This is a genomic window from Chondrinema litorale (assembly GCF_026250525.1).
Taxonomy (GTDB): Bacteria; Bacteroidota; Bacteroidia; order Cytophagales; family Flammeovirgaceae; genus Chondrinema; species Chondrinema litorale.
Window position 1 is genome coordinate 114,865 of record NZ_CP111044.1, and the last position, 24,912, is coordinate 139,776.

Annotated in this window: 18 protein-coding genes; 7 read left to right on the plus strand and 11 right to left on the minus strand. The window is 33.5% G+C overall.

Going from position 1 to position 24,912, the window contains the following annotated elements:
* Positions 1 to 6 precede the first annotated feature (6 nt).
* Positions 7 to 1,179: a YgeY family selenium metabolism-linked hydrolase gene (locus OQ292_RS20820; protein WP_284686360.1), complete on the minus strand. Its 1,173-nt coding sequence runs from the start codon at positions 1,177 to 1,179 to the stop codon at positions 7 to 9.
* Positions 1,180 to 1,198: 19 nt separating this feature from the next.
* Positions 1,199 to 2,320 carry a diaminopropionate ammonia-lyase gene (locus OQ292_RS20825; RefSeq protein WP_348970639.1) on the minus strand — a complete coding sequence of 374 codons (1,122 nt, stop codon included), beginning with the start codon at positions 2,318 to 2,320 and terminating at the stop codon, positions 1,199 to 1,201.
* 112 nt (positions 2,321 to 2,432) lie between these two features.
* On the opposite strand from OQ292_RS20825, the gene OQ292_RS20830 reads away from it, so the two are divergent.
* Entirely contained in the window at positions 2,433 to 2,903 is a 471-nt protein-coding gene (locus OQ292_RS20830) for an Lrp/AsnC family transcriptional regulator (protein ID WP_431733777.1), read from the plus strand.
* 74 nt (positions 2,904 to 2,977) lie between these two features.
* On the opposite strand, the gene OQ292_RS20835 is transcribed toward OQ292_RS20830, so the two are convergent.
* Positions 2,978 to 4,537, minus strand: a complete 1,560-nt coding sequence (locus OQ292_RS20835) for a DUF5060 domain-containing protein (RefSeq protein WP_284686363.1) — start codon at positions 4,535 to 4,537, stop codon at positions 2,978 to 2,980.
* A gap of 416 nt (positions 4,538 to 4,953) precedes the next feature.
* Between OQ292_RS20835 and OQ292_RS20840 the strand changes: the two genes are divergently transcribed.
* From OQ292_RS20840 to OQ292_RS20855, 4 genes are all read left to right on the plus strand, one after another.
* Positions 4,954 to 7,704 carry a M14 family metallopeptidase gene (locus OQ292_RS20840; RefSeq protein WP_284686364.1) on the plus strand — a complete coding sequence of 917 codons (2,751 nt, stop codon included), beginning with the start codon at positions 4,954 to 4,956 and terminating at the stop codon, positions 7,702 to 7,704.
* 135 nt (positions 7,705 to 7,839) lie between these two features.
* Positions 7,840 to 8,577 carry a carboxypeptidase-like regulatory domain-containing protein gene (locus OQ292_RS20845; RefSeq protein ID WP_284686365.1) on the plus strand — a complete coding sequence of 246 codons (738 nt, stop codon included), beginning with the start codon at positions 7,840 to 7,842 and terminating at the stop codon, positions 8,575 to 8,577.
* Between the two features lie 5 nt (positions 8,578 to 8,582).
* On the plus strand, positions 8,583 to 9,326 hold the full coding sequence (locus OQ292_RS20850) for a carboxypeptidase-like regulatory domain-containing protein (RefSeq protein ID WP_284686366.1): 744 nt from the start codon (positions 8,583 to 8,585) through the stop codon (positions 9,324 to 9,326).
* The gene (locus OQ292_RS20855; protein WP_284686367.1) at positions 9,323 to 10,339 is read left to right on the plus strand and encodes a transglutaminase domain-containing protein; all 1,017 of its coding nucleotides are present in this window, start codon (positions 9,323 to 9,325) and stop codon (positions 10,337 to 10,339) included. The genes OQ292_RS20850 and OQ292_RS20855 overlap by 4 nt, the downstream gene beginning before the upstream one ends.
* Before the next feature lie 38 nt (positions 10,340 to 10,377).
* Here OQ292_RS20855 and nadB read toward each other — a convergent pair whose 3' ends face one another.
* The 3 genes from nadB to OQ292_RS20870 all read right to left on the minus strand — a co-directional run bounded on the left by nadB (position 10,378) and on the right by OQ292_RS20870 (position 14,519).
* Positions 10,378 to 11,946 (minus strand): L-aspartate oxidase, encoded by a 1,569-nt coding sequence (nadB, locus tag OQ292_RS20860; protein WP_284686368.1) that lies wholly within the window; start codon positions 11,944 to 11,946, stop codon positions 10,378 to 10,380.
* Positions 11,947 to 12,008: 62 nt separating this feature from the next.
* Positions 12,009 to 13,007: a quinolinate synthase NadA gene (nadA, locus tag OQ292_RS20865; protein ID WP_284686369.1), complete on the minus strand. Its 999-nt coding sequence runs from the start codon at positions 13,005 to 13,007 to the stop codon at positions 12,009 to 12,011.
* A gap of 417 nt (positions 13,008 to 13,424) precedes the next feature.
* On the minus strand, positions 13,425 to 14,519 hold the full coding sequence (locus tag OQ292_RS20870; RefSeq protein WP_284686370.1) for a hypothetical protein: 1,095 nt from the start codon (positions 14,517 to 14,519) through the stop codon (positions 13,425 to 13,427).
* Between the two features lie 277 nt (positions 14,520 to 14,796).
* Here OQ292_RS20870 and OQ292_RS20875 point away from each other — a divergent pair, with 277 nt between their 5' ends.
* Positions 14,797 to 15,174 (plus strand): DoxX family protein, encoded by a 378-nt coding sequence (locus tag OQ292_RS20875; protein WP_284686371.1) that lies wholly within the window; start codon positions 14,797 to 14,799, stop codon positions 15,172 to 15,174.
* A gap of 55 nt (positions 15,175 to 15,229) precedes the next feature.
* On the opposite strand, the gene OQ292_RS20880 is transcribed toward OQ292_RS20875, so the two are convergent.
* Both OQ292_RS20880 and OQ292_RS20885 read right to left on the minus strand, forming a co-directional pair.
* Positions 15,230 to 16,015: an MBL fold metallo-hydrolase gene (locus tag OQ292_RS20880; protein WP_284686372.1), complete on the minus strand. Its 786-nt coding sequence runs from the start codon at positions 16,013 to 16,015 to the stop codon at positions 15,230 to 15,232.
* Between the two features lie 58 nt (positions 16,016 to 16,073).
* Positions 16,074 to 16,964 carry a helix-turn-helix transcriptional regulator gene (locus OQ292_RS20885; RefSeq protein ID WP_284686373.1) on the minus strand — a complete coding sequence of 297 codons (891 nt, stop codon included), beginning with the start codon at positions 16,962 to 16,964 and terminating at the stop codon, positions 16,074 to 16,076.
* A gap of 256 nt (positions 16,965 to 17,220) precedes the next feature.
* On the opposite strand from OQ292_RS20885, the gene OQ292_RS20890 reads away from it, so the two are divergent.
* Complete coding sequence (locus OQ292_RS20890) at positions 17,221 to 17,643, plus strand: hypothetical protein (RefSeq protein ID WP_284686374.1); 423 nt, start codon at positions 17,221 to 17,223, stop codon at positions 17,641 to 17,643.
* A gap of 78 nt (positions 17,644 to 17,721) precedes the next feature.
* Here OQ292_RS20890 and OQ292_RS20895 read toward each other — a convergent pair whose 3' ends face one another.
* The 3 genes from OQ292_RS20895 to OQ292_RS20905 all read right to left on the minus strand — a co-directional run bounded on the left by OQ292_RS20895 (position 17,722) and on the right by OQ292_RS20905 (position 24,554).
* Positions 17,722 to 18,144 carry a hypothetical protein gene (locus OQ292_RS20895; protein WP_284686375.1) on the minus strand — a complete coding sequence of 141 codons (423 nt, stop codon included), beginning with the start codon at positions 18,142 to 18,144 and terminating at the stop codon, positions 17,722 to 17,724.
* A 274-nt stretch (positions 18,145 to 18,418) separates the two neighbouring features.
* The gene (locus tag OQ292_RS20900) at positions 18,419 to 21,661 is read right to left on the minus strand and encodes a two-component regulator propeller domain-containing protein (RefSeq protein ID WP_284686376.1); all 3,243 of its coding nucleotides are present in this window, start codon (positions 21,659 to 21,661) and stop codon (positions 18,419 to 18,421) included.
* 268 nt (positions 21,662 to 21,929) lie between these two features.
* Complete coding sequence (locus tag OQ292_RS20905) at positions 21,930 to 24,554, minus strand: M14 family metallopeptidase (protein ID WP_284686377.1); 2,625 nt, start codon at positions 24,552 to 24,554, stop codon at positions 21,930 to 21,932.
* Between the last annotated feature and the right edge of the window lie 358 nt (positions 24,555 to 24,912).

The following is a 24,912-nucleotide window of genomic DNA, read 5'->3' on the forward strand; positions in this document are numbered from 1 at the left end:
TTGACTTTACAACTTTGATATTAATCTTAGATAAAATGAGCAGGCATCTATAATCTGGCTTACTTCACATTGTTCGTTGCGCATGTGAGCCAGTTTATATTCCCCTGGTCCAAAACCAATTGTTGGTATTCCCATGCTTACAGGAGTGACTGCGTTTGTGCTAAAATCCCAGAACTCAAAAGGGACATCGGTTTTGCCAGTATTATCTTTATAGGCAGAAACACAAGCTTGTGTTAATTCGTGGTTTTCGTCAATTTTCCATGCTGGGTGTAAAGGATCGTAGCTAAATTCTAGACCTGTCCAGCTAGTTCTATAAAGTGTACCTACTTCCCAAGTAGCATTTTTCCCTACTATAAGTTTATCCATTTCTTTAGCAATATCTTCTTTAGTTTCACCTAAAACCATCCTTCTATCCAAATAAATTTCACACTCAGTAGGAACGGCATTTAGTGAAGCACTTTTGCTTGAAATCTTTGAAAGTACAATAGTCCCTTTAGCTCCATTTATTTCTGGTAATGTTTGATTAAGTTTTTCAACTCTTTGGATTATTTCAGCCATCTCATACACAGCATTAACTCCTTTATCTGGAGCCGAACCGTGGGCAGATATACCTTGTGTTTTAATTTTAATTTGGGCTTTTCCTTTATGTCCCAGTGTAATTAAATTTCCAGAAGGCTCACAAATCACCATGTAATTAGGTTTGATATCAAGGTCTTTAAAAAGATATTTTAAGTTTTCTCCATCGCAGTCTTCTTCGAAAACAGTACAAGAAACCAAAATGGTTTTATCTTTTATAAACTCGGTATTTTTAGCTAATGCAGCAGCAAAAACAGAAGCTGCTGCTGCAGATTTCATATCAACAGAACCTCTACCTTGTAGTTTTCCATTAACAATGTTTCCACCAAAAGGAGGGAAGTCCCATTCATCTTCATCATTAACTTCTACAGTATCTACATGCGAGTCGAACATCACTATTTTTTCTCCACTTTCAATTCTACCAACAACGTTACCCATTGAATCAATCTTCACCTCTTCGTAACCAAGTTCTTTCATTTTCTTCTCAACAAGTTTTATGGCTAGTTCCTCTTGTCCTGAATAACTTTTAATTCGAACCAGTTCTTGTGCAAATGAGATGAGGTTTTCTTTTTGAGTTTCTGTTAGCTGAAAAGGGTTTTGCATGTTTACTATTTTAAAAAAATTAATTAGCGTTGATTCCTATAATTTTATTGAATTCGTCTATATCAGTTGCTCCTTCTGTGTTGAAGCAAAGGATATTGGTTTCTTCATTTATCCCAAAATAATCTCTTAAACCTTTATATTTAATATCTTGAATTAAAGCCATAAATCCTGCAAATGCGGCAACTCCAGATTCACCGGCGATAATTTTTGGGTCATCACCTTCGGAGTAATATAGCTTACGCATAGCATTTTCAGCATAATCATCAGGGATTTTTATAACAGCATTTACACCATGTTTAATTATTTCCCAAGCGCTTAATGAAGGTATTCCACAATTTAGACCTGCCATAATTGTACGGCCATTTCCAGATGAGTTTGATCTTCTATTTTTATAAAATGAATTGAAAATGCCATCAGACTCATTAGGTTCCACAATAATTATTTGGGGCTTGTTTCTACCATATCGATTCATGTAATACCAAATAGCAGAAGCAGCCCAGCTACCCACACCTGCTTGTATAAACACGATGTCAATTTTGGGTTTGGGCAATGTATGTAATTCATTTTCAAGCTCTTTTAGGCTAGTTAAATAGCCTGCCATTATCATTGCTGGTATTTCTTCATAACCTTGCCAAGCAGTATCTTGCAACAATTCCCATTTAGATACTTTGCTTATCTGTGCAGCAAATTTACAGGTATCATCATAGTTTTTATCCATTTGGATAACAGTTCCACCAACAGTCTTAATCGCCTCTATTCTGTTTTTAGACGTGTCGTAAGGAACATATATAATTGCCTTTTTCTTTTTTTGCTTTGCAGACCAAGCAACAGCCTTACCATGGTTACCGTCCGACGCAGTACAAAAAGTCTCGATATCAGGTTTACACTTTAATACATTGTGAATCGCATAAGAAGCACCTAAAGCTTTAAAAGCATTTAAACCCATGCGCATAGATTCATCTTTGATGTATAAGTTTTGTACACCAGTTTTCTTTGCTAGACATTTAAGATTATGTAAAGGAGTAGGAGTGTAGTAATCTAAATTCTGGTGATATTCAAATGCATCGTTTTCCATCAAAATCCGATTTGTATGATTTTGATTCATTTGATTATCTGGGCGATTTATAAAATAGGGTGACATTATCTTACTGATTTATAATGCAAATTTATTTCATTTTCATCTTTAATATTGATTGAAATTGTGCAGGTATTTGCAATTTTATTTCATATTTTAATATATAAATGAAATTTTAATGCATATGGATAGCTTAGATAAATTCGATCTAGCAATATTGGATATACTTCAAAAAGATAATACTACTTCGCAAAAAGTTATTGGGGAAGTTATAAGCCTCTCTGCGCCTGCTGTCCAAAGAAGAATTAAACGGATGCAAAAATCAGGGGTAATTCAATCGAATGTGTCTATTATAAATCCTGAAAAAATTAAGCAGTCAATTACAGTGATAGTAGAATTAGAATTGTATGAAGAAAGTTTGAAACACCTTGATGATGCAAAAAATTTATTTAATAGCACCCCCGAAGTGCAGCAATGCTATTATGTTACTGGAGATACAGATTATATATTGATAATGATTGTAAGCTCTATGTCGCATTATGAATCTTTGACGAGAAAATTATTTTTCAATAATACGAATGTAAAACACTTTAAAACCCATGTTGTAATGAATAGAGCTAAAGTGGGGTTAAATGTTCCCTTAGACTGATATAGATAGAATTATATAAAAAAAAGAAAGGTGATTAGTTTCACCTTTCTTTTTAAAAATATCTTCAAAGTTAATTAAGAGCTTGCACTTTTCTTTTGAATTCTAATTGCTAGGTATTGAGTATCAGGTAGGTCAATACTTACGCTGTTACTAAATTCACCAGCAGATTCGATTTCCATGTTCCAAGTATCAATGATATCTACTTGGTATGTTCCATCATCTGGGATGTCATAAGTGAAAGTATCTGGAGTATCTTCACCTAAATACTGTAAAATGTATCCTTCTCCTTCTGCTATATAGTTATCTCCACTTACACCAGTTAGACCATATCCATAATCTTCGATAATGTTTTGTAAGAATGTAATCCGTTCTGGAGTTTCACCTTTTAGTTTACCACCTTTTGCCCACCATAATACATCATTTGGATCTTCATAAGTTTCACCATGGCTAACATATCCACCTTTAGTAGTAGCTATCCAAAATTTATCAAGAAGTAAATTTGGAGAAAGATCACCCCATTCGAATGGTATATCACCTTCGTAGCCAACTTCATCAGCAATCACTGGTTTTTGATATTCATCCCGCCAGTCCATTATTTCATCTACTTCTTCAACTTGTACACTTACATGAGTAACCCATGATTTACTAAAATCATAAAATCCTCTTTTAGCATTATGTACTGAGTTTAAGTGCTCGTATGGATCATTATCTGCAACATATTGACCAAGCTCATCCCAATCTTCTTCAGTAAAATCTTCTAATAATTGGTATTCATTAGCCATTGACCACCATACATTACGGTAAGCTCCAAATCGAGCTATTACATATTGAAGATATTTTTTATTTGCATCAGTTCCCATTCTACTAAATCCCCAATAATCATATGGATGAAAAAGTATAACATCAGCTTCTATACCAAGTTCTAATAATTCTTCAATACTATTTTCAACATCTTGAAAATATGCTGGATTTATTTTATCAAAATCATAATCACCTGCTTCATTCTTTTCATATGGGAATTCAGGTGGAAAATTAACACAGTAATCATAGAACTTAGGCATTACACACATTCGTACTTTGTTAAAAGAACTTTCTTGAAGAGACTCTATAGTTTGGTTTTCTATCTCTTCACCTTGGTAGAACCAGGCATATAATGTAGTACCAAAAGGGAAGTAACTAGAACCATCATCATAAGCAAAATGATAAGTGTTAGAAACTTTCACCATTCCATGATTTTCTACTGATGGAGAAATAGCATTTATTCCTCCACTAACTCCATTTATAGAATCAAGTTCACTAGAAAGTTCATATGTCCATACACCAGATTTTGTTGGCATAAATCTGATTCTGTAAGTGCTGTCTCCATCATAAAAACCATTTATTTCCATTTTTTCCCCATCAGAGTGTGTAAAAATTCCACTTAATGGAGGTGTTGAGAATGGATCTGTGAGTACTTCTGCTTGGAAAGATAGTTCAAATCTATCCCATTGTTCTAAATTATCATAGTCTGGATTAACCTCTTCTTCTTCTGTTCTATCTTCTGTTTCAGGTGTAATGTCGGTATTATCTTCAATAAACTCGTTGTCACAAGCTATCAGGCATGTAAATATGAAAAAATAGATTAAATATTTCATTGAATAAAAATTTGGTTTATGTTGGCTGAAAATGATTTCACTAGTATATGTGCAATAAGTGGGCATAATTGATCGTTTTTAAATATTTTTCTTTCTCATTTATGTTAGAGTAACAAACAGATATTGAAATTGTACTAATTAACATTTGAAAATCTGTTACAGGAAGGGTGCTTATGTATTCTTATGGTAAATTGAATTATTCTAATAATTTTCTATTTAAATTGAAAAATTTCTAGTTAGGAAATTATTCTAAAATGCTGCTATTGCTTCTTAGAGTGGGATTTAATATTTCTCATTAGTAAATATTAAATAAATAATTGTAGTAGCCACTATCCATTAGGATTTTATATTTTTGATGAGAACAATTACAATCACTCATTCAATAGTTACAGGTTAAAAAACTACAACAAAAATTCATGAAAAAACTAAACAAGCTTTGGAAACTTACCCCTAAAATATGCCAAGCTTCCGATCAATTATTTTCTGCAATTTCAAATCAAAGATTTTCATTCAAAAAGCTCACTTTAGGATTAGCATTAGTTGTAATGCCATTATTTCTAAAAGCACAAAGTTCATCTATTCCAAAACCTGAAGATGTAATAGGTTTTAAAGTTGGAGCTGATTTTCATCTGGCAACTTATGAGCAGTCTATCAGTTATTTTGAAAAATTGGATGCTGCCAGCGATATGGTTGAAATGAAATCAGCCGGAAAAACATCTGAAGGTAGAGACTGGAAATATGTTTTAATTTCTTCTCCTGAGAATTTAAAGAATATAGATCACTACAAAGAAATCTCGCAAAAATTAGCACACCCAGAAAACCTAAGTAGAGAAGAAGCAAAGAAACTTGCCGAAGAAGGCAAGACCATTGTCGATTTAAGTGGTGGTTTGCACGCATCAGAAGTTGCCGGTGCTCAGCATATCATCACATTGGCATATGAGATTTTAAGCAAAGCAGAAGAAAAGAAATTTAAAGCTATTTTAGATGATGTAATTTTGGTGCTTTGGCCATCACTCAATCCCGATGGACAAGATATAATCGCTAACTGGTATTTGAGTAATGTAGGTACACCTTACGAAACTTCGAGAACTCCTTGGTTATACCAAAAGTATGTTGGCCATGACAATAACCGAGATGCATATATGCTCAACATGCTTGAGTCTAGAGTGGTAGGCAGAACTTGGAGAGAGTGGGAGCCTAACATCATACATGTGCACCATCAATCTTCTCCTTTTCCAACTCGAATTTGGTTGCCGCCATTTGCAGAACCAATTGCTACACAAACCCCACCAATTGTAGCTCGCGAAGTAAATATGATTGGTATGGCAATGGCTCAAGAACTGGAAACTGAAGGTTTGCCTGGAGCAGTACACATGGGAAAAGGTTTTGATGCGTGGTATCCGGGTTATATAGATTATTTGCCAGCCATGCAGAATATTCCATCATTTTGGACAGAGACTGCTCTTTATATGTATGCTACTCCGCATTTTTATACACTTAGAGATTTCCCAAAAGACAGAGCCGATTTAAGAGTTGAATCTTTGTATTCGAGTCCTTGGAAAGGTGGTTGGTGGCGAATAAGCGATGCAATGCAGTACATGCAAGTTGCTTCGATCGCCGTACTTGATTATGCCGCTAAATATAAAGAAACATTGCTTTTCAATAAGTATCAGTCTGGTGTAAATACAATTGAGAAATATAAAAATGAACCTCCGTTTGCTTATTTCATTCCGCAAAAGCAACGTGATAACGTGAGACCAGTAGAAATGTTAAGAAGGTTGGCTTTTAATGGAATAGAGATTTCTCAATTAAAACAAACCATCACTTTTGAGGGTATTACTTATCCGAAGGGAACTTGGGTAATTCCGATGGATCAAGAGTTTGCTGAGTTAGCCAGAGAAGTGTTAGATGTGCAGGTTTATCCAGATTTGAGAGAGTCACCAGACGGACCACTTGAGCAACCTTATGATGCTGCCGGTTGGACATTACCTTATCAAATGGAAGTAAAAGTGATTGGTGCAATGACCCCTATTACACAAGAATTGAAAGATGCACTTGAACCAATTGAAGGTAAAGTAATAGAACCAACCGACAATATTGATACAGACCTAGATAAGATTGATTTTGCTCCTGGAGCTGGTTTTAGTAGCAATGCCATTGCGGCAGGAATTAAACCTTTACCCGGTTCGCTAAAAGGTAATGGAAGTATTCTATTGGTTGATCCAACAGAGAACAATACTTTTAGGGTATTGGCTGAGGCAAAAGAAAAAGGTTTAGCCATCATTTATAATGATCAAAAAAAGAAATACGGTATTAAGGGGGCAAGTAGAAGCTTAATGCAACAATGGGTTGATGATTATGCAATTAATGGAGAGTTGACTTCTCAAAATTCAGAAACTGATGTAAAAACCAGAGTGGCAGTTTACAGACCTTGGACAGCCAGTATGGACATGGGTTGGACTCGTTGGTTGCTAGATAATTTTGGGGTTGAATATACTTCTATAAGGAATACTGATTTTTGGGCTGGTAATCTTAGCGATCGATTTGATGTAATCGTGATGGCATCAGAAAGAAACGGTACTATCGAAAATGGTATGCAAGCAGGTTCTGCACCGCCACAGTATGCCGGTGGTTTGGGAGAAAATGGAAGTCGTAGCCTAAACAACTTTGTCTCTAAAGGTGGTACGTTGGTTTGCTTAAACCAGAGCAGTGAGTTTGCGATTAATGCGCTTCACTTGCCAGTACAGAATGTGGTGAAAGGAGTTGACCGTGCTAAGTTTTTTACTGGGGGCTCTATCATGGAAGTGATTTGTAACAACGAACATCCGGTAATGGCGGGTATGCCAGAGTTTGCTAGCGTGTTTGTTTTTAGAAGTCCGGTGTTTGCAACTTTAGATGGTTTTGAGGGAGAAGTGTTGGCACGTTATCAATCTAAAGGTTCACCTTTGCTTTCGGGTTATTTAGTTGGAGAAGAATATATGAATGATAAAGCTGCCGCTTTGGATGTAAAACACGGTGAAGGACATGTATTGCTTTTTGGTTTCCAACCGCAATGGCGTGGCCAACCGATGGGTACCTACAGAACTTTGTTTAATGCATTACTTTATGGAAATGAAGTACCGAAGAACCACAAACCAGCATCTGAAGATTGGTTAAAAGTAAAATAGATAATTATAAATCAAATTATAAAGCCTTTCTACAAAATTTGTAGAAAGGCTTTTTTTATTAAAATTGCTTTTTTAACTCAAAAAAGGGATATTTAGAGTACTTGTCTTAAGTATTTAGTGCCAAATTAATTGATAATGAAAAAACAGATTACCCTCGATATTCCTAAACCTTGTGGTGAAAAGTGGTCTACTTTTACTCCGACAGCAACTGGTGGATTTTGTGTATCTTGCCAAAAGAATGTGATTGATTTCACTAAGATGACAGATGAAGAAATTCAACAGTTCTTTTTGAATAAGCCTCAGTATGCATGCGGCAGATTTCATCCAGACCAATTAAAAACTTATTCAATAACATCAATTCCTAAAAACAAATTTGGTTGGAAGTTACTTAAAGCAGGCTTCATTAGTTTATCATTATTATTACTGAACAAAAAAGAGAGTTTAGCACAAAGTAGCTCCAAAATTGAAGTTATTGGGCAGGAAGAGGAGTATAAAAATCAACAAAGTGGAGATACAACAAATTCATTTTCAGTGAAAGGAATTGTAATGTCCGAAGTGGATAATGAGCCTTTACCAGGTGTATATATATTTAATGGAGAGATACAGGAAACTGCTATAACTGACCTAGATGGAAATTTTGAATTAAAAAATGTAAAAGCAGGTGACGTTATAACATTTAGTTACATAGGTTTTAAGGAAGAAAAATATAAAATACCTAAGCAAGTAGATTCTGAACTAATAAATGTGACTTTAAAAAATGTTTTTCTTGTCTTAAATGCTGAGTTATTAGGTGAAGTAGCTATCAGTGAAGTTTATTCAGAAAAATCACTATTTGGGAAGTTAGGAGATAAGTTTAAAAACATCTTTAATTAGTTGATATGAAAAAACAGATTAGCCTCGATATTCCTAAACCTTGTGGTGAAAAGTGGTCAACTTTTACACCGACAGCAACTGGTGGTTTTTGTGCTTCTTGTCAAAAGAATGTGATTGATTTCACTAAGATGACAGATGATGAAATCCAACAGTTCTTTCTAAAAAAGCCTCAGCATGCATGCGGCAGATTTCATCCAGACCAATTAAAAACTTATTCAACAAAACCAGTTCCGACGAATAAATTTGGTTGGAAGTTACTTAAAGCAGGCTTCATCAGTTTATCATTATTGTTTCTGAGCAAAAAAGAGAGTTTAGCACAAAGCAACTCCAAAATTGAAGTGGTTGAGTATGACGAGAAGAATAAAACTCAGCAAAGTGAAGATTCTAAAAATACATTTACAGTAAAAGGAATCGTGAAAATTGAAGATGAAAATGAGCCTTTACCGGGAGCTAGTATAGTTCTTTTTGGTACGGATAAGGGAACCATTGCTGATCTTGATGGATACTTTGAATTAGAAAATATTAAAACTGGAGATGTTTTACAGTTTAGTTATATAGGTTGTGAAACTCAACTTTACACTGTTTCAGTAGCAGATTCTTCAATTACATTAAATATAGATCTAAAATACGAATGGAGCGATGGAGATATGTGTATCGTGATAGCTGGTGAAGTATCAGTAAATGAAGTTTATTCAGAAAAATCATTTTTCGCTAAGTTGGGTGGAAAAATTAAGCAGATATTTAAATGAGAAAAAATTATTGTAGCAGGTTAGTAGGGTTATTATTCCTTTTGTTAATTTCAATTTCTCTAAATGCACAAAATCAAAAAATAGATTATAGTAAAGCAGATAGTGTCGGGCAATTATATCCTAATCATCCTTTAAATGACTTAAGAAATCTTACGATTAAACTCACAAAACCTTTTTCTACTGAGCATGAAAAATTCAGGGTAATTTATCGCTGGATATGCGAAAACATAGAAAATGATTACAACTATTATCTGATGAACAAGCGCAAAAGAGCCAAGTTTAAAGGTGATGAAGCTGCGCTGGGAGAATGGAATAGAGAATTTGCTCCTAAAGTGATTGAAAGGCTTGTAAAACAACAAAAAACGGTTTGTACAGGTTATGCCTATCTGCTAAAAGAAATGACGCTATATGTAGACATTGAATGCGAATTGGTAAACGGATACGGCAAAAACTTAGAAGCTAATAATGGTGGTGACGGGATTCCGAATCACTCTTGGAATGCCGTAAAACTTGATGGAGAATGGTATTTATGTGACCCAACTTGGTCAAGTGGCTCCATAAACTTGACGCATAAAGCATTCGAAAAGACATTTAACTCCGGTTATTTTCTAGCTTCTCCCAAACTATTTGCTATGAGCCATTATCCTTTAGACACAAAATGGTTATTGATGGATAATGCTCCGACTTTAGAATATTTTCTTAATGGACCTCTGGTTTACAAAGGTGCTTTTAATACTCATTTGACTCCGATTTATCCAAACACTTTTAATCTAGCAGTTCAGCGCGGGGAAGAAATAGAGTTTTGCTTTTTAAAAGAGGGTAATATCGAAGAAGATAGCTTTCAATTAGAAATTGTAAAGGGAAGTAGCGCTAGAACAGTTATTCCAGAAATTAGTCAATCTTCAGGCAGATATTATTTCAAACATACTTTCAATAGCAAAGGATTGTATGTTTTGCATCTAAAGACAAACGATCAATATATAGTTACTTATCGAATTAAAGTAAGTAAATAAAAAGAGATGTCTACAATTTGTAGACATCTCTTTTTTTATCATTCTAAATCCTTATTAAAATAACCGCCTCTGTTTTCTTTTCTTTGTATAGATTGCTCAATGATTAAATAAGCAATGGTTACTAAATTTCTCAATTCACAGAGTTGAGGCGAAAGCGTAGAGTTGTCGTATAATTTCTTGGTTTCTTTGTAGATAAAATGCAGTTTTTCTTTGGCAAGTCTTAATCGCTCGTTCGACCGCACAATGCCAACCAGATCACTCATTAGCGTTTGCAATTCTTTGCGCATGTGCGTAATTACAATTTTCTCTTTAGGCTCTACTGTTCCTTCTGCGTTCCACTCGTTTATCTCAGCCGGAATTTCGATAGAATCGTATTTTTTTATGCCATCTTTATAACATTTATGTGCATAAACCAAAGCTTCTAATAATGAGTTGGAAGCCAGCCTATTTGCTCCATGTAAACCAGTGTTACTACATTCTCCGCAAGCATAAAGGTTTTCTACATTGGTTCTTCCGTTCATGTCTACATTAATACCACCGCATAAGTAATGAGCTGCTGGCACAACCGGAATCATATCTTTTTCTGCGTAAATGCCTAGGCTAGCACATTTCTCATAGATGTTAGGGAAGTGCTTCTTAAAGCCTTCCATCTCTAAATGTCTGCAATCCAAATAAACAAAATCATCTCCACTAATCTTCAGTTCAGAATCGATTGCACGAGCCACAATATCTCTAGAAGCCAATTCCTCTCTTTCATCATACTTATGCATAAAAGGTTCGCCAGATTTTGTTCTCAACTTAGCACCAAAACCTCTTACCGCTTCAGAAATTAAGAAAGAAGGAGAAACTCCCGGATTATACAAAGATGTTGGGTGAAACTGTATAAACTCCATATTCTGGATAAATGCCTTAGCACGGTATGCCATAGCAATTCCATCACCAGTAGCTACTAAAGGATTTGTAGTGTTTCTGTAAACATGCCCAGTACCACCACTACCTAATAGCGTAACTTTAGATAATATTCGCTCAATCTGTTTAGTTTTCTGGTTGAGCACATAAGCTCCATAACACTTAACATCTTCAGGTTTTACTTCTGGTTTTACCTTAAAATGATGCTCAGTGATTAAATCTATAGCAAAATGATAAGACAGAATCTCAATGTTTGGCATGCTATGTACCTGTTTTAGCAGTGTACGAGACATTTCCCAACCCGTAACATCTTTGTGGTGCACAATTCGATTTACAGAATGGCCACCTTCTCTGCCAAGGTCATAATCTCCAGATGGTTGCTTGTCAAATTCAGCGCCCCAACCAGTGATTTCTCTAAATCTCTTAGGTCCTTTTTTCACCACCATTTTCACCACTTCTTTATCACACAATCCATCTCCGGCGATAAGGGTGTCTTTTATGTGCTTTTTAAATGAATCTTCGTCTTTATCCAACATTACAGCTATACCACCTTGTGCATATCTGGTATTCGATTCACCTTCGTCTGCTTTTGTTACTATCGTTACCTTTGCTTCTGGTAACTTATTTGCAACTTTTAGTGCATAAGCCAGCCCAGCTAGCCCAGACCCAATTACTAAAAAGTCTGTGTCAAATCTCATAATTACCTCTCTTTCTAAAGCTATTTTGCTTTAATCTTCGGCCAAATTTAAAGTATAAAAGCTTAAGAAATTTCCAACATTCTTTCAATTGGACGTCTACCTTTTATAATCACTTCTTCTGACAAGGTAATTTCAGGAGCATCGTACTTCATGCACAAATACAGCTTTTCCAAGGTGTTTTGCTTCATAAAAGCACACTCGCTACATGCACAAGTATTGTCTTCGTTACTAGGTGCTGGAATTAAAGTTTTATTAGGAACTTCTTTCATCATCTGGTGTAGAATACCAGCTTCTGTTGCTACAATAAACTCTTCTGCACTATCTTCTTTTACATATTTTAAAAGTTGTGCAGTAGAACCAATAAATTGAGCGGTTTTCAAAAGTGGTTCTTCAGATTCTGGGTGAGCTATAATTTTAGCTTTAGCGTGGTTTTGGTGTAATTCGAGCAATCTGTCGATAGAAAATGCTTCATGTACTATACAAGATCCTTCCCATAATAACATATCTCTTCCTGTTTTCTTAATCAGGTATTTGCCCAAGTTTTTATCTGGAGCGAATATAATTGGCTGGTCTTTCGGAATAGATTCTATAATCTGTACTGCATTAGATGAGGTACAAGTAATGTCGCTCATGGTTTTAATCTCAGCAGAACAGTTGATGTATGTAATTACTATATGACCTGGATGTTGATCGATGAATTTTTTAAACTCTGTTGGAGGGCAAGAGTCTGCTAAAGAACATCCTGCTTTTAAATCTGGTAATAGTACTTTTTTTTCTGGATTAATAATTTTTGCAGTTTCTGCCATAAAGTGCACGCCGGCAAATACGATAGTTTCTGCATCTGTTTGTGCTGCTTTTTTAGCCAAAGCCAAGCTGTCTCCTAAATAATCTGAAATGTCTTGTATTACAGGTTCTTGATAGTAATGAGCCAGAATTACAGCATTTTTTTCTTTTTTTAATTTGTTGATCTCGGCGACTAAGTCTATTTCCGGATCAACTTTGATATTTAGATAACCTATTTGGTCAAGCTTTTTTTTAGCCTCTTTTATGTTTGGTGCCATTTTTTATTTTTCCTCTTTTTTACCCGAATGTTTAATTAACTTCCAAATTAAAAAATGTATTTGCTTAGTTTTTATAAAACAATTAATTGTTAATTAGATTATACCTGAAATAAAATTTGAAGAAATTTCTATTCTATATTTATCTTGGTATATGCGTATAATAGCTTGTTAAAGAACAAAATTTCTATCATGAAAGTTACGCAAATATTGCACATCCATGAATAAAACTAAAATTATAAGTCTGTTTTTAACTTTAATAAAAATCGACCAATTTTTTATAGGGAAATAATGGCAAGTTGAAATGTACATTAAAAGTGTAAGTATCAAATACTTATGTTTTAAAGAACTATTAGTATAGAAGTAAATACCTTGATGGATATTAGTTTAAAATAATATCCATCAAGGTAAAAAAGCTAATTATTCTAACCAGAAAAACTCTGCATTATAAAAGTCCTCTTTGATATTTGATCTTTGCCTTTCATTACCATATGGGCTTATATGGTATCGTTTAAGCAAGCCTACTCCAGCGCTTCTATTATTATCATTCTTAGAAACCACATAGGTTTGTAATTCATCGAATGGTAAAATATAAATTTGCCCCATACCACCAGGATTTAAAGGGCCTGAACCACCAAAACCACCTTGGTACACTGCTAACCATTTTCCATCTGGCGACCACGAGGAGTATTTAAAGCCTGTTTGTAAATCGTCTTTATGGATTGTTGCCATTTGATGGAAGTTGTTCGTTTCCAAGTTGAGTGTCCAAAATGTAGAGTAGGTTGAGACTGTTACAGTTCCATCGTTTACCAAAGCAAAAGAAAGATATTTGCCATTTGGGTTTACTGAAATATATTTAATTTTTCCTGTTTTCACACTTGAAGGCAAGTAAATTACTTGAGCTTGCTGAGTTGAATAGGGCTGTGTAATTACAAATTGTCGATCTGTTGCATAAATTAATCGCCCATTAGGTAGCCATTTAAATGAATTTACTGATATTTTTTTGCCATCAATGTATTCATTATCGAAACTGTAAATTTCTAACCAGTTTTCGTCTAGCTCTCTAGTTAAGGCAAAATGTTTTTCGTCTGGTGCAACTTCGGCTCCCGAAAGAATATCATATTTAAACTTTAAACCGGGGAAAAATTTTCCTTCAAAATCTTGAATTAAAGTAAGGCTATAGTTATCGCCTATTTTCTCTGGCCAGTTTAATGCATCTCTTATCGAAATAAGGATTCTATCACTTTTTGGAAATGGTTTCGAATAGTATTTGGCTATTCCCATTGCCGGATTTGATTCGTCTTTTTCCCAAGCTTTATTATTAAAGAAAGTATAGTTACCAGATTTTAGATCCATAAGTACTGGTTCACCACGTAGTTGGAAATAAAACTTACCAGAAATTCCGTTGTTCAGTTCAGCATTAGGTTTAATGCTTTGTAAACTAAAGATGCAAAATATCAAGCTCCCGAAAAAAAGTAATTTAAATACTGTGAAAAGTTGAGCTTTTGGATTCAATTTTAAAAAATGGGGTAATAACATGTTAAAAAAATTGTAAAGATTTTGTGTTTAGCTTTAGTTAGTTTGCTCCAAAATAATCACAGTTTTTATACACGTATATATAGTTGATAGGTTTATAAAAATGCTATTTAATATGAGAAATTTTATTAAAAACCTGATCTCACTTTCAAATAAAAAAAATTGCCGTTATTAACCCTCAGATTGTCGCAGTTGTACCATTATTTATTGAAAGCATGGATTTATCTTGCATTAGTTAATCATAAACTAAAGACTAATGAAATCTAAAATTCTATTTGTAGTTTGCCTCCTTTTTGGGTTGATGTTTATTAATGCTGGTTTAAATAAATTTTTTAATTATATGCCCATGCCCGAAGAAATGCCAGAAAATGTGATGCGAGATTTTAATGCTTTAGCAGAACTTAGTTGGCTAATGCCTTTAATCGCTTTTGGCGAAATTGTAGGCGGTATTTTAATGATAATACCTAAATTAAGAGCTTTTGGGGCAATTGTAATTTTCCCGATAATGGTGGGTATTTTACTGTTTAATATGCTCGAAGCACAATCTGGTATACCAATCGCTTTGGTGCTGTTTGCTATAATGACTTGGGTAATTATTGAAAATAAAGAAAAGTATTTACCAATGTTGAGATGATAAAAAATGATAGCGTTTCGATTTAAATGAAGTCGAAACGCTATTATATTAAAACCTAAAAACTAAGCTTTTCTCCATCTTCTGGAATTAGAATTTTATCACTTGCAATTCCTTTTGATTCTAGAAAACTTCTCAATCCATTTCTTGTAACTGTATCGTGATCGAGTGCACCAATATGTACTGTAATTATTTGACTTTCAGGTGAGAATTCATACATTTTAAACAATTGCTCTTCATTCATCACAATGGCTCCAGAGTCTTCTGTCATCCCTACTTGAAATAAGTCGTATTCCTTTTTAAATTCGTTTCCACCTGCGTTTGCTATAATGATTTCCGGATGAAATTCATCTATTGATTCAGCTACTCCTTTATACCAAATGCTGTCTCCAATAATGTATAAAGATTTTTCTTCTTTAGCCTTTAATATATAACCACTTACTTTTCCCATAAAAGGCAAGAAAAATCCTTCACCATGTTGAGCAGGTGTTCTATTGATTTCTATACCTTGCCATAAAATAGAATTTTCTATTGCAGTTACCTTTGTAAAGCCACTAGCTTTAATTTGTTCAATATCTTCTGGTTGGCAAACAATTTCTATGTTTTTATCTAGGTGTTTTTTAGCCTCATCATCAAAATGATCTGGATGAAGGTGTGTAATTAAAACTAAATCGACACTCGCTAAAATTTCATCAATAGAAAAAGGAAGATCAACCGTAGGGTTTTTCGATTTTCCAGTTAAAGAGCGGAGTGATTCTTTTGCTGCAAAATAGGGATCAACCAGTATATTTTTACCAGCATATTGTACTTTTAAAGTCGCATTTCTAATTAATTGTACTTCCATAGTCTTTAATGTTTTATTGGTGTTGAGACTAAGATAGAAGCATTGCCTAGAAACTAAACTATTGAAAATTGCTAATTTCTCTATATCGATTAGGCGTAATTTTTAATTGCTGCTTTAAGATAGGATAGAGGCTGTTACTTTCTTCGAAACCTACTTGTAAAGCAATTTCATTAATAGGCATATCGGTGTTTTCTAGCAAAAACTTAGTTCTTTCCATACGAACATATTTAAGCATTTTACCAGGAGTGATACCAAATACTTCTTTAAAAACTCTTAAAAAATGGAAATGAGACATAGCAACAGCTTCGCTTAATTGGTTAATGTTAAAGTTAGCATTGTCGTAACTACTAAAAAGAATATCTTTTGCCAATAGCATTCTTTTTAAAAGTTCCTTTTTTGTACTCTGTTTCTTAGAAGAGACTTTAATTAGTTTTTTTTTCAGTATTTGATCTCTTTGTAAAAGAGCCTCTATTAGATTCAAGAAAAAATCAGTTTCATCTTTCTTGCTGTAATTAGTTAAAACCTGTTTTATAACTGGGTCTTTAAAGTGTAATTGATTAATTACCAAATCGGCATGAGTCTCTAGTTGTTGAGATTCTAACAGTTTTTTATCACTATATAACAATGTATTGCAGGCTTGTTGGAAAAAGTCCCATTCAAAATGTACATTCACACTATTCACTTCTTCTTGAATCTCATATTCAAAATTTTGAAAAGGATTTACAAGCATAAAGGTCTCTTCGCAAATTCTTTTTTTCTGTCCTTCAATATTAATTATTGCATTTCCTTTAACATTAGAAAAAATCGAAAATGCACTCTCTGGAACTTGCTTATAGTATTTTTTTGTTTTTGCGGTTACCAATACGTTAGGCCATAAGATATGGCTTTCGTCTTTTTTGTTCCTAAGTTGGTATATTATGGATGGTTCAACAAAATGATTTACTTGCATAAATTCAATTTATAAAATGTATACAGTACATTTTACACTTTTATCTACTTTTTGCGCAATATTTAATCTTTATATTTATATGCGTATTGCTAATATGTACCAGCTCATATTAAACTACTTAAAGCAATAATTGCATTATTCTAATTTTTTGATATCATTTTAATCTAATATCTATAATAGATGTTATAGAATAACTTTTAAATATATTATTGTTTTTTTAATCGCGCGTTTACTATATAAAAAATAAAATTTTATCATGGAGCTTATATACGAAAATGAATACGGTAAAGCCGAATATGATTCTACTAATAAATTGTTAAAAACTCAGTATATTGGTGTAGCTCGAACAGAACCCATTTTAGACCTATTGAGAAAAGTTATTCCTTTTGCTGAGAAAGGAAAAATAAGACATATGATTGCAAATCTTACAGAGATGAGAGGTTCATTTGCAGGAGCAATGAATTTTTTTGAGACTGAATTTTACCCTCATATGATTGGCAATGGATTAGAAACTTATGCAATGGCTTTTTCTCATGATGAAATGACAAAGTTTGCTGCATTACAGCTTAATTTAAAAGTGATGGGTAAGTTGGATTGGCATGCATTTCCGAGTTTGGATGAGGCAGAAATTTGGACTAGTACAAAAATTCAGCAAAGGGCTAGAGTAAATTATCTTTAGGAAGGTATTATTTTATATTTGAGAGTATTAAAAAAAGGTATATCTGAGATAAAATCGGGTATACCTTTTTTCTATATTTTAAGCAGATTTTAACCAAGTACGTGCTTTGTCTTCTCCAATAAATCTTTGCGTTTCAAATCCACTTGTTACTTTTTGAAAGCCTTGCAGAGATAACTGAGTAAAAATATTTTCAGATTCGATTACAGCCATAAATTTTAAGCCAGCTTTTATGGCTCTAGGGTTCCAGTCGTTTACATACCAATCGTTTGCTTTACTCCATGGACCCGTTACTTTTTGATTGTTAACTAGTATTTTACTAATTCCACTAACAGTTTTGAAAATTTTAAGGAGTTCTTCGGAACCTTCTTTAACCTGATCTACAGATAGAAATCCATCCCAATCAATATAGATGAGATCGTTATCTTGTTCAACATAGATGGTGGCAAAGGTACTTCCAGAAGATCTTTTTAATTCGGTTTTGATAGATGCTTCTACTGGCATAATGCAAGATTTAATTTAAAAACTACAATTTGGTTTTATAACGCATTTTGTAAAAAGTAAATTATAGGTATTGCAAGATAAGCCGACTAAACATCTTAAATTAATTAAAAATAGTTAAATAACATTGCTTAGAATGTTTTTGTGTTAAAGAATTGATACATCTATTATCGATTTTAGCTTAAAAAATAAAGATTTTTTCAATTATTCATCATTTCAATTTGGTAGAATTTGAAGAGATTCTCTATAGAAGATGCTATTATTTTAAATAATATGCTCAGCTATTATCTTTATCTATCAATGGAAAATTTAAAATAATAGTGGTGCCTATACCTTTTGCACTTTCAAGCATTATTGTACCTTTCATACTTTCTACTTGAACTTTGGTCATGTATAAACCAATTCCTTTGCCTTCGTGGGTATTATTAAATCTTTGGAAGAGTCTGAATATTTTATCTCCTGCATATTGCATGTCTATGCCTATACCGTTATCTGAAACTTTAATATTTACATTTTCATTTTGGCGATAACAGTGTACATAAACGAAATCTTCTCCTTCTTTCATTTTACGATATTTAATTCCGTTGTGAATTAAATTGTAAAAAATGCTGTGTAAGTATGCCCTAATTCCATGGATAACAAATTCATCGTCGTACTCAATTTTCAGATCCACCTTTTTATCTATGCATTCTTTTTCAATATCTTGTCTTACTTGGTTAAGGGTTTCTGTTATGCTAATCTCAATAAGTTCTTCTTGAGAGTGCTTCATTTCTATAATTGATGCCAGATCATTAACAATTACATCCAATTTTTCTACACTGATTTTTATCTTTTCAACTATTTCATTGGCTATGTTACTTGTTAAAGAAGGTAGTAAACTCAATAAACCTCTTAAGCTTGAGATAGGGCCTTTTAAATTGTGGCTAGTGATATAATTAAATTGTTCTAATTGCTGATTTTGAATTAAGAGTTCTTCATTCTTATTGTATAAATCTTCAGTTCTGTCTTTAACCCTTTTTTCTAATGAATTTTTTAACTCTAGTAGTTCAGATCGTTGATTTTCGAGTAAATCATTCTGTTCTGATAGCATATTACTTTGGGCAGTAAGTTCTTCGTTTTGCGCCTGAATTTCGTTGTTTTGTTCAGATATTTGAAAAGTTCGCTCCTTTACTGCCTTTTCGAGTTTGTCATTTTGTTTCTGATAATTTTGTACGCGAAAGTTATTATAAACTATACCGCCAAATATCAACACAGATAAACCAATTGCAATAAACCAAGGTCTAACCCAAATTGGGTTGTTAATTGATATCTGAAAAGAAGCGGTTTCCTCTTTCCATTGTCCATAAGCATCTGTAGAGTTTATTATTATTTCGTATTCTCCAGGTTGAAGATTGGTAAGATTAATAAAATTTAAATTTCCGTTATTTATATAGGTAGTGTCATTTTTATTTAGTTTGTAGCGATAATAGATAGGAGAAGTAGCATTATACGATACAAAACTATAGTCTAATTTTATATTATTTTCGTCGTGAGATAATTCTAGTTTTTTATTTAGCCAGTCTTGTTTTTTAATTTTCTCTTGATTGATCCAAATATTCGTAAAAAACAATCTTGTAGAACTAGTATTAGACAACAATTCTTCTGGTTGGAAATAACTTAAACCATTAATACCTCCAAAAAATAATTTGCCGTTTTCAGATTTATAGAATGAGCCAGTATTAAACTCATTGCTTTGAAGCCCTTGTGATGCAGAGAAGCGAATTAAATGATTTTTTTCTCTTCTAAAACAGATCAATCCATTATTTGAAGACATCCAGATGTTCTGGTTGTTGTCTTCTAAAATGCCATAAATACTTTTGTTAGGTAATTGTTCATTGAGAGCAAAAGGGGCAAAATTATTCTTCTCAGGATTATATTGATATACACCATCACTCCAAGTTCCTACCCACAAAACATCTTTAGAGTCTCTATAAATATTCATGATCTGCTTTGGGTAAGGAAGATCATCTTTTAAGAAAACTTCAGCATCATCTAAAGTTTTATTTAATTTGTAAATAGCTTTATCAGTACCAACCCAAATATCATCTTTCTCTACTAAAAAACTTCTTACTGCCTCATCTTTTGGGATTAAATCAAGCTCATTATGCGTTCGAATTTCTGGATCATAAATAATCAGGCCTATTTCTTTATCAACAGGTCCGACCAATATTTTGCCGTTTTGTAAATGGGCCAGATTGGTTGCAATTACATCTTTAATTCTTAAAATAGGTTTTACTCCGTCGATTAGTTCATAAACACCTTTTTGAGTGCCTATAAATAAGTTATTACTTTTTTTAGCAGGTAAAATCTTATAGACAAGACCACAATTAAGATTAGAAAAATTTAGACTATTTGTTTTTATAGGTGGATACTGCTTAAAATCGAATACATCTATATGCTTTTCTGAACCAGCATAGAGTTTTCCATTTTTTACATACAAACCAGACATATATTGGTTTGTAAGCGCATTGTTATTATAAGGATTAAAATTGATAGTGTTAATGGAAGTTTCGTGTTGGTTGTATTTGTCAATACCAAATCCGTTGGTACCAACCCAAACGGTACTATCTTTAGTAGTAAATAAAGTTAATGGGTTGTTTGCAGAGATACTATAATGATCAAATTTATCTGATACCAATAGTTTAAACTTAGCATAATCCTGATTAAAAATATAAATACCTGTATTGTTACAACTCAACCAAATTCTGCCTTCTGAGTCTTTGGTTATACTTTTTCTATCATCTGTAATACTTTTTCTATTGTCGAACACAACTTCGGTAAATTGAATTTGTTTTTGAATCTTAAGCGAAGTATCTAAAACATATAAGCTAGTATCTGTGGTGAGTAGCACTTCATTTTTTTGCTTATAAAAAGCCTTACAGATTTTGAACTTATTTTGAAGAAAAGGTAGAAACTGATTGTCTTTATATAGATAAGTTCCTATTTCCGAGCCTATTATGCAAGTATTTTCATCTAACGGATTTGCAAAGTATACTTCTTTATTTTTAAACAGTTCATGATTTGTCAATTTGTTTGAAGGTATGTGATAAGTGATAAAGCCTTGTGAGTTTGCAATTAATAGAGTCTCGTTAAAAATATTAAGTGTATAAGCAGTTGGTTGGTCTTGACTTAGATTTGAAGGGAAGTAATTATAAAATTTCTCTTCGAAAGAGTTATAGTAGCTAACTCCTAGCGAAGTTAAAGCCCAAACTCCTCCTTTGGGATCTGCGCAAACAGCCCAAACTATATTATTAGCAATACTATTTTCATCAGTTTCGTCGTGTTTAAAAACTTTAAAGTTGCTTCCATCATATCGATTAAGACCATCTCTGGTGGCAACCCAAAGATATCCCTTACTATCTTGTGTAAAGTTATGGACAGCAGATTGACTTAAACCCTCATTAACTGTAATGTGCGTAAATTTGATTTGGGCAAGAGTTATTTGTGATAGTAGTAAAAAAAATAAGGTATAAAATTTCATTAAATTGAACTATAGCCAAACTGATGATAAAAGTATAAAATAAATATTTAATTGTATTTTATTTATGTAATTTCATTCAGTTAATAACACTTATTTTTCTAAGTTATTTCTTTTTTATTAATAGAATATTTGATTTTTTAATCTAAAATACAAATTTAAAATTACCAAAAGCGATGTTGTTTTAATTATATGTTGTTCTAGCTTTATACAAAAAAAGGATGAATATTATGCTATATTCACCCTTTTTTATTAAAAATAAAATTTTAAATTATTCAGCAGCACCTTCATAAATAGCATTAAATATTAGCTTATAAGTGCCTCTTGGTTGCGCTCTAAATTGAGGGCGGAAAGCATATAGTATTATTTTGCCTTCGCCATATTTTGCTTGAACCATTGCTGGCTTGTTTGCAATGTTTTTATCAGCACCTAATGCCCATCCGCTCATCAATAAATCTTTTGGAGCGTAACTAGCAATAACCTCTATTTCTGGAGCAGGTGCATCTTTGATCTCTTCTTTACCACCTTCGCCAGATTTTCTTTGTTTATCGATTTCAAAAGCACGGCTGCGATTAAAAGAAACGGCTACAGTATCTTGCATACCGTAAGCTAGTGGTTTAGAGGTATCAACTACCGCTTTAATTAAAGAACCTGGAATAAAAAAGTCGTTGCTACTAGCTCTTGCTACAGCATTTCTTAAAGGAAGCCCAAACTGCTCAATCACAAAATCACTTGCTGCATCAAATGCCAATATAATTCCGCCATTTTTTACATATTTTTCTAAAGCCAATGTACCTTCAAGACCGATTCCGCCAACATATTTTTCTGGCATTTCTTGAATTGTGTGGCCGTGTAAAATAGATTCGGCTCTTTGCGAAGGTAAAATAATTGCATCGTATTGAGATAAATCTTCTGAACGTAAGTCTGTATCGTGTAAAGTATCAGCATCAAAAGCGTACTCATCCATCACAAATCTTGTCCAACCTTCGTCCATGTTTGCTTGCCAACTTTTGTATAAGCCAACTTTTGGTAAATGTATCTCAGAAAGTTCAACATCTGGTTTAGCTGAAACTCCTGTAAATGTGAGACCATATTCTTTAGATAAAGAACTGATTAAATCTTTATCACCAGAAACGATGTATGAACCAGCAGGGAAGTCTGATTTACCCGCTTTAAAAGTTGTACCACTTTTGTAAGCTTTGCCACCAGCCTTTAATATTTTGTTAGCAACAGCTACAGAAGCATTTGTATTTACGCTAAGTGCATATCCGAAAGAAGCACTTCCAGAAACATCACCTTCGTAATAAGATGCTTTTTCTGAAACCGGCTTGCTAGATACTTTAAATGAAGTAGGCACTTTTTCAATTGCAATGCCCATTTGCATTGGTAAAGTCCAACCAGCTAAATCGTAAGGAGTGTCTGGAGGTCCACCTGGATATTGAAATCTTGTAGGGTAATTTTGTTTCTCCATCAGGTCAATTAAATACGGACGGAAAGCTTGTCCTGCATAGATAATGTAAGAACCTTTTTTGAAGTTTTTACCATTTAATTCAAAGTCGGCAGATGCTTGTTCCACTTCGATACCACCTTGCATTAAAACATTTACCAAATTAACGGCTTCAAAAGAATCCCATTGGTCTTTGCTAATAATGTATGCAAAAGGAGCTTCAGTGTTTCCTTTTTCAATAGCATCTTTACCCATTCTATATATGTTGTACAGGTAGTTTGTTCTTCTATCTGCTGCGATGTCTAATACAGCCCAAGTAGCTGTAAGCATATAGTCTACTGCATCGCGGAAGTGAGACTCACCACCTTTCCAAGGGTCAGGATACATAATATCTGTTCCATCTGTAGGAATACCACCAGCTACATATTTTGGCAGTTTTTCTGGGTCGTAATAACGAGGAGTTGGAGTTGTATGTCCAGTTTCTGTTAAGATACCAATCATGTTATGGTAGTAAGGCACCGTGCGACCTCCACCATTCCAGAACATTGTGTACACGTTGTCAGCAACTGCACCAGGCATGTGCTCTAATGAAAATCTTCTAGACATAGCAGAACCTACTTCACTTACACCTGCTGTTACTGCTGGGTGAATGTTTGGGTTTACTGGGTCTGCATATGGTGGAATAGAGATTTTTGTCCAAGCCGGAGAAGATTGGTGGTGGTTATAAACTATTTGTGGGTACCACTCACGGTAAAGTACTTTAGTTACATTATAGGTTTCTGGCATGTTGTTCATAAACCAGTCACGGTTGTTGTCGTGCCCCATGTAGTAGTGATACAAAATAGGAGGACGAGAAGTCTCATAAGGAGTCCCCAAGTTTTCGCGGTACCAGTTTACTACAATGTCTAAACCGTCTGGATTCATTACTGGCATTAAAAGCGTAATTACATTTTCACGAATTTTTTGCATCTCAGGTGTTTCAGAAGTTGCTAAAGTATAAGCTAGTTCCGAAGTCATTTGTCCGTGAGCTAATTCGGTAGAGTGCATACCACCATCAATCCAAACTATAGCTTTACCATCTTGCGATAGCTTTTGAGCTTCTTTATCATCAATTTTAGCTCTGGCTAGTTTGGTACTAATGTCTTTCCATTTATCTAATTGATCTAGATTTTCTTTAGTTGAGATAAACATCAAATACATTGGGCGACCAAGTACAGTTGTTCCTATCTCAATTTTTTTGATTCTATCAGATGCCTGGTCGAGTTTTTCGAGGTAATCTTGAATTTGATCGTAGTCTGCAAGTTTGTAGTCGGTACCAACTTTAAAGCCATATACATCTTCTGGTGATGGTACCTTTTGAGCTAGTAATGAAGCAGCGCTGCCCAATAACATGAGGGATGCCAGCATCATAGCTTTGTGAAAAAAGGTTGTAGTTTTAATATTTAGCATTTTTAATACAGATAATTTGTAAATGTTTGTTGTTCAATTATTTAGTTATTTAAGTAGTTGGTTTATTTTGTTAATACTGTCACATATCTTCAACTACCAGATTATTTTCAAATCAAGCTTTAAGTTAATAAAGTTGACAATTCAATTAGTCATTTTCAAATAATATAATTATGTGCTTGCAGGGCTTCTAGACGAGATTAGAGAAATTGATAGTGATTGTTGATAATATTCTTATCTCAAGTAATCGCAATTTACAGAAAAAACACTTTACGAAAAAGGGTCTGCAAAAGCTTATTGGTTAAATACTATCGCATATTTAATGAAATATTTCTATAATTAATGGTGTCTAAAGATTTTT

What these genes read in the sequence shown, in the direction of transcription:
- OQ292_RS20820 (WP_284686360.1), bottom strand. Translation starts at nt 1,179, where the DNA reads ATGCAAAACCCTTTTCAGCTAACAGAAACTCAAAAAGAAAACCTCATC.
- OQ292_RS20825 (WP_348970639.1), bottom strand. Translation starts at nt 2,320, where the DNA reads ATGTCACCCTATTTTATAAATCGCCCAGATAATCAAATGAATCAAAAT.
- OQ292_RS20830 (WP_431733777.1), top strand. Translation starts at nt 2,433, where the DNA reads ATGCATATGGATAGCTTAGATAAATTCGATCTAGCAATATTGGATATA.
- OQ292_RS20835 (WP_284686363.1), bottom strand. Translation starts at nt 4,537, where the DNA reads ATGAAATATTTAATCTATTTTTTCATATTTACATGCCTGATAGCTTGT.
- OQ292_RS20840 (WP_284686364.1), top strand. Translation starts at nt 4,954, where the DNA reads ATGAAAAAACTAAACAAGCTTTGGAAACTTACCCCTAAAATATGCCAA.
- OQ292_RS20845 (WP_284686365.1), top strand. Translation starts at nt 7,840, where the DNA reads ATGAAAAAACAGATTACCCTCGATATTCCTAAACCTTGTGGTGAAAAG.
- OQ292_RS20850 (WP_284686366.1), top strand. Translation starts at nt 8,583, where the DNA reads ATGAAAAAACAGATTAGCCTCGATATTCCTAAACCTTGTGGTGAAAAG.
- OQ292_RS20855 (WP_284686367.1), top strand. Translation starts at nt 9,323, where the DNA reads ATGAGAAAAAATTATTGTAGCAGGTTAGTAGGGTTATTATTCCTTTTG.
- nadB (WP_284686368.1), bottom strand. Translation starts at nt 11,946, where the DNA reads ATGAGATTTGACACAGACTTTTTAGTAATTGGGTCTGGGCTAGCTGGG.
- nadA (WP_284686369.1), bottom strand. Translation starts at nt 13,007, where the DNA reads ATGGCACCAAACATAAAAGAGGCTAAAAAAAAGCTTGACCAAATAGGT.
- OQ292_RS20875 (WP_284686371.1), top strand. Translation starts at nt 14,797, where the DNA reads ATGAAATCTAAAATTCTATTTGTAGTTTGCCTCCTTTTTGGGTTGATG.
- OQ292_RS20880 (WP_284686372.1), bottom strand. Translation starts at nt 16,015, where the DNA reads ATGGAAGTACAATTAATTAGAAATGCGACTTTAAAAGTACAATATGCT.
- OQ292_RS20885 (WP_284686373.1), bottom strand. Translation starts at nt 16,964, where the DNA reads ATGCAAGTAAATCATTTTGTTGAACCATCCATAATATACCAACTTAGG.
- OQ292_RS20890 (WP_284686374.1), top strand. Translation starts at nt 17,221, where the DNA reads ATGGAGCTTATATACGAAAATGAATACGGTAAAGCCGAATATGATTCT.
- OQ292_RS20895 (WP_284686375.1), bottom strand. Translation starts at nt 18,144, where the DNA reads ATGCCAGTAGAAGCATCTATCAAAACCGAATTAAAAAGATCTTCTGGA.
- OQ292_RS20900 (WP_284686376.1), bottom strand. Translation starts at nt 21,661, where the DNA reads ATGAAATTTTATACCTTATTTTTTTTACTACTATCACAAATAACTCTT.
- OQ292_RS20905 (WP_284686377.1), bottom strand. Translation starts at nt 24,554, where the DNA reads ATGCTAAATATTAAAACTACAACCTTTTTTCACAAAGCTATGATGCTG.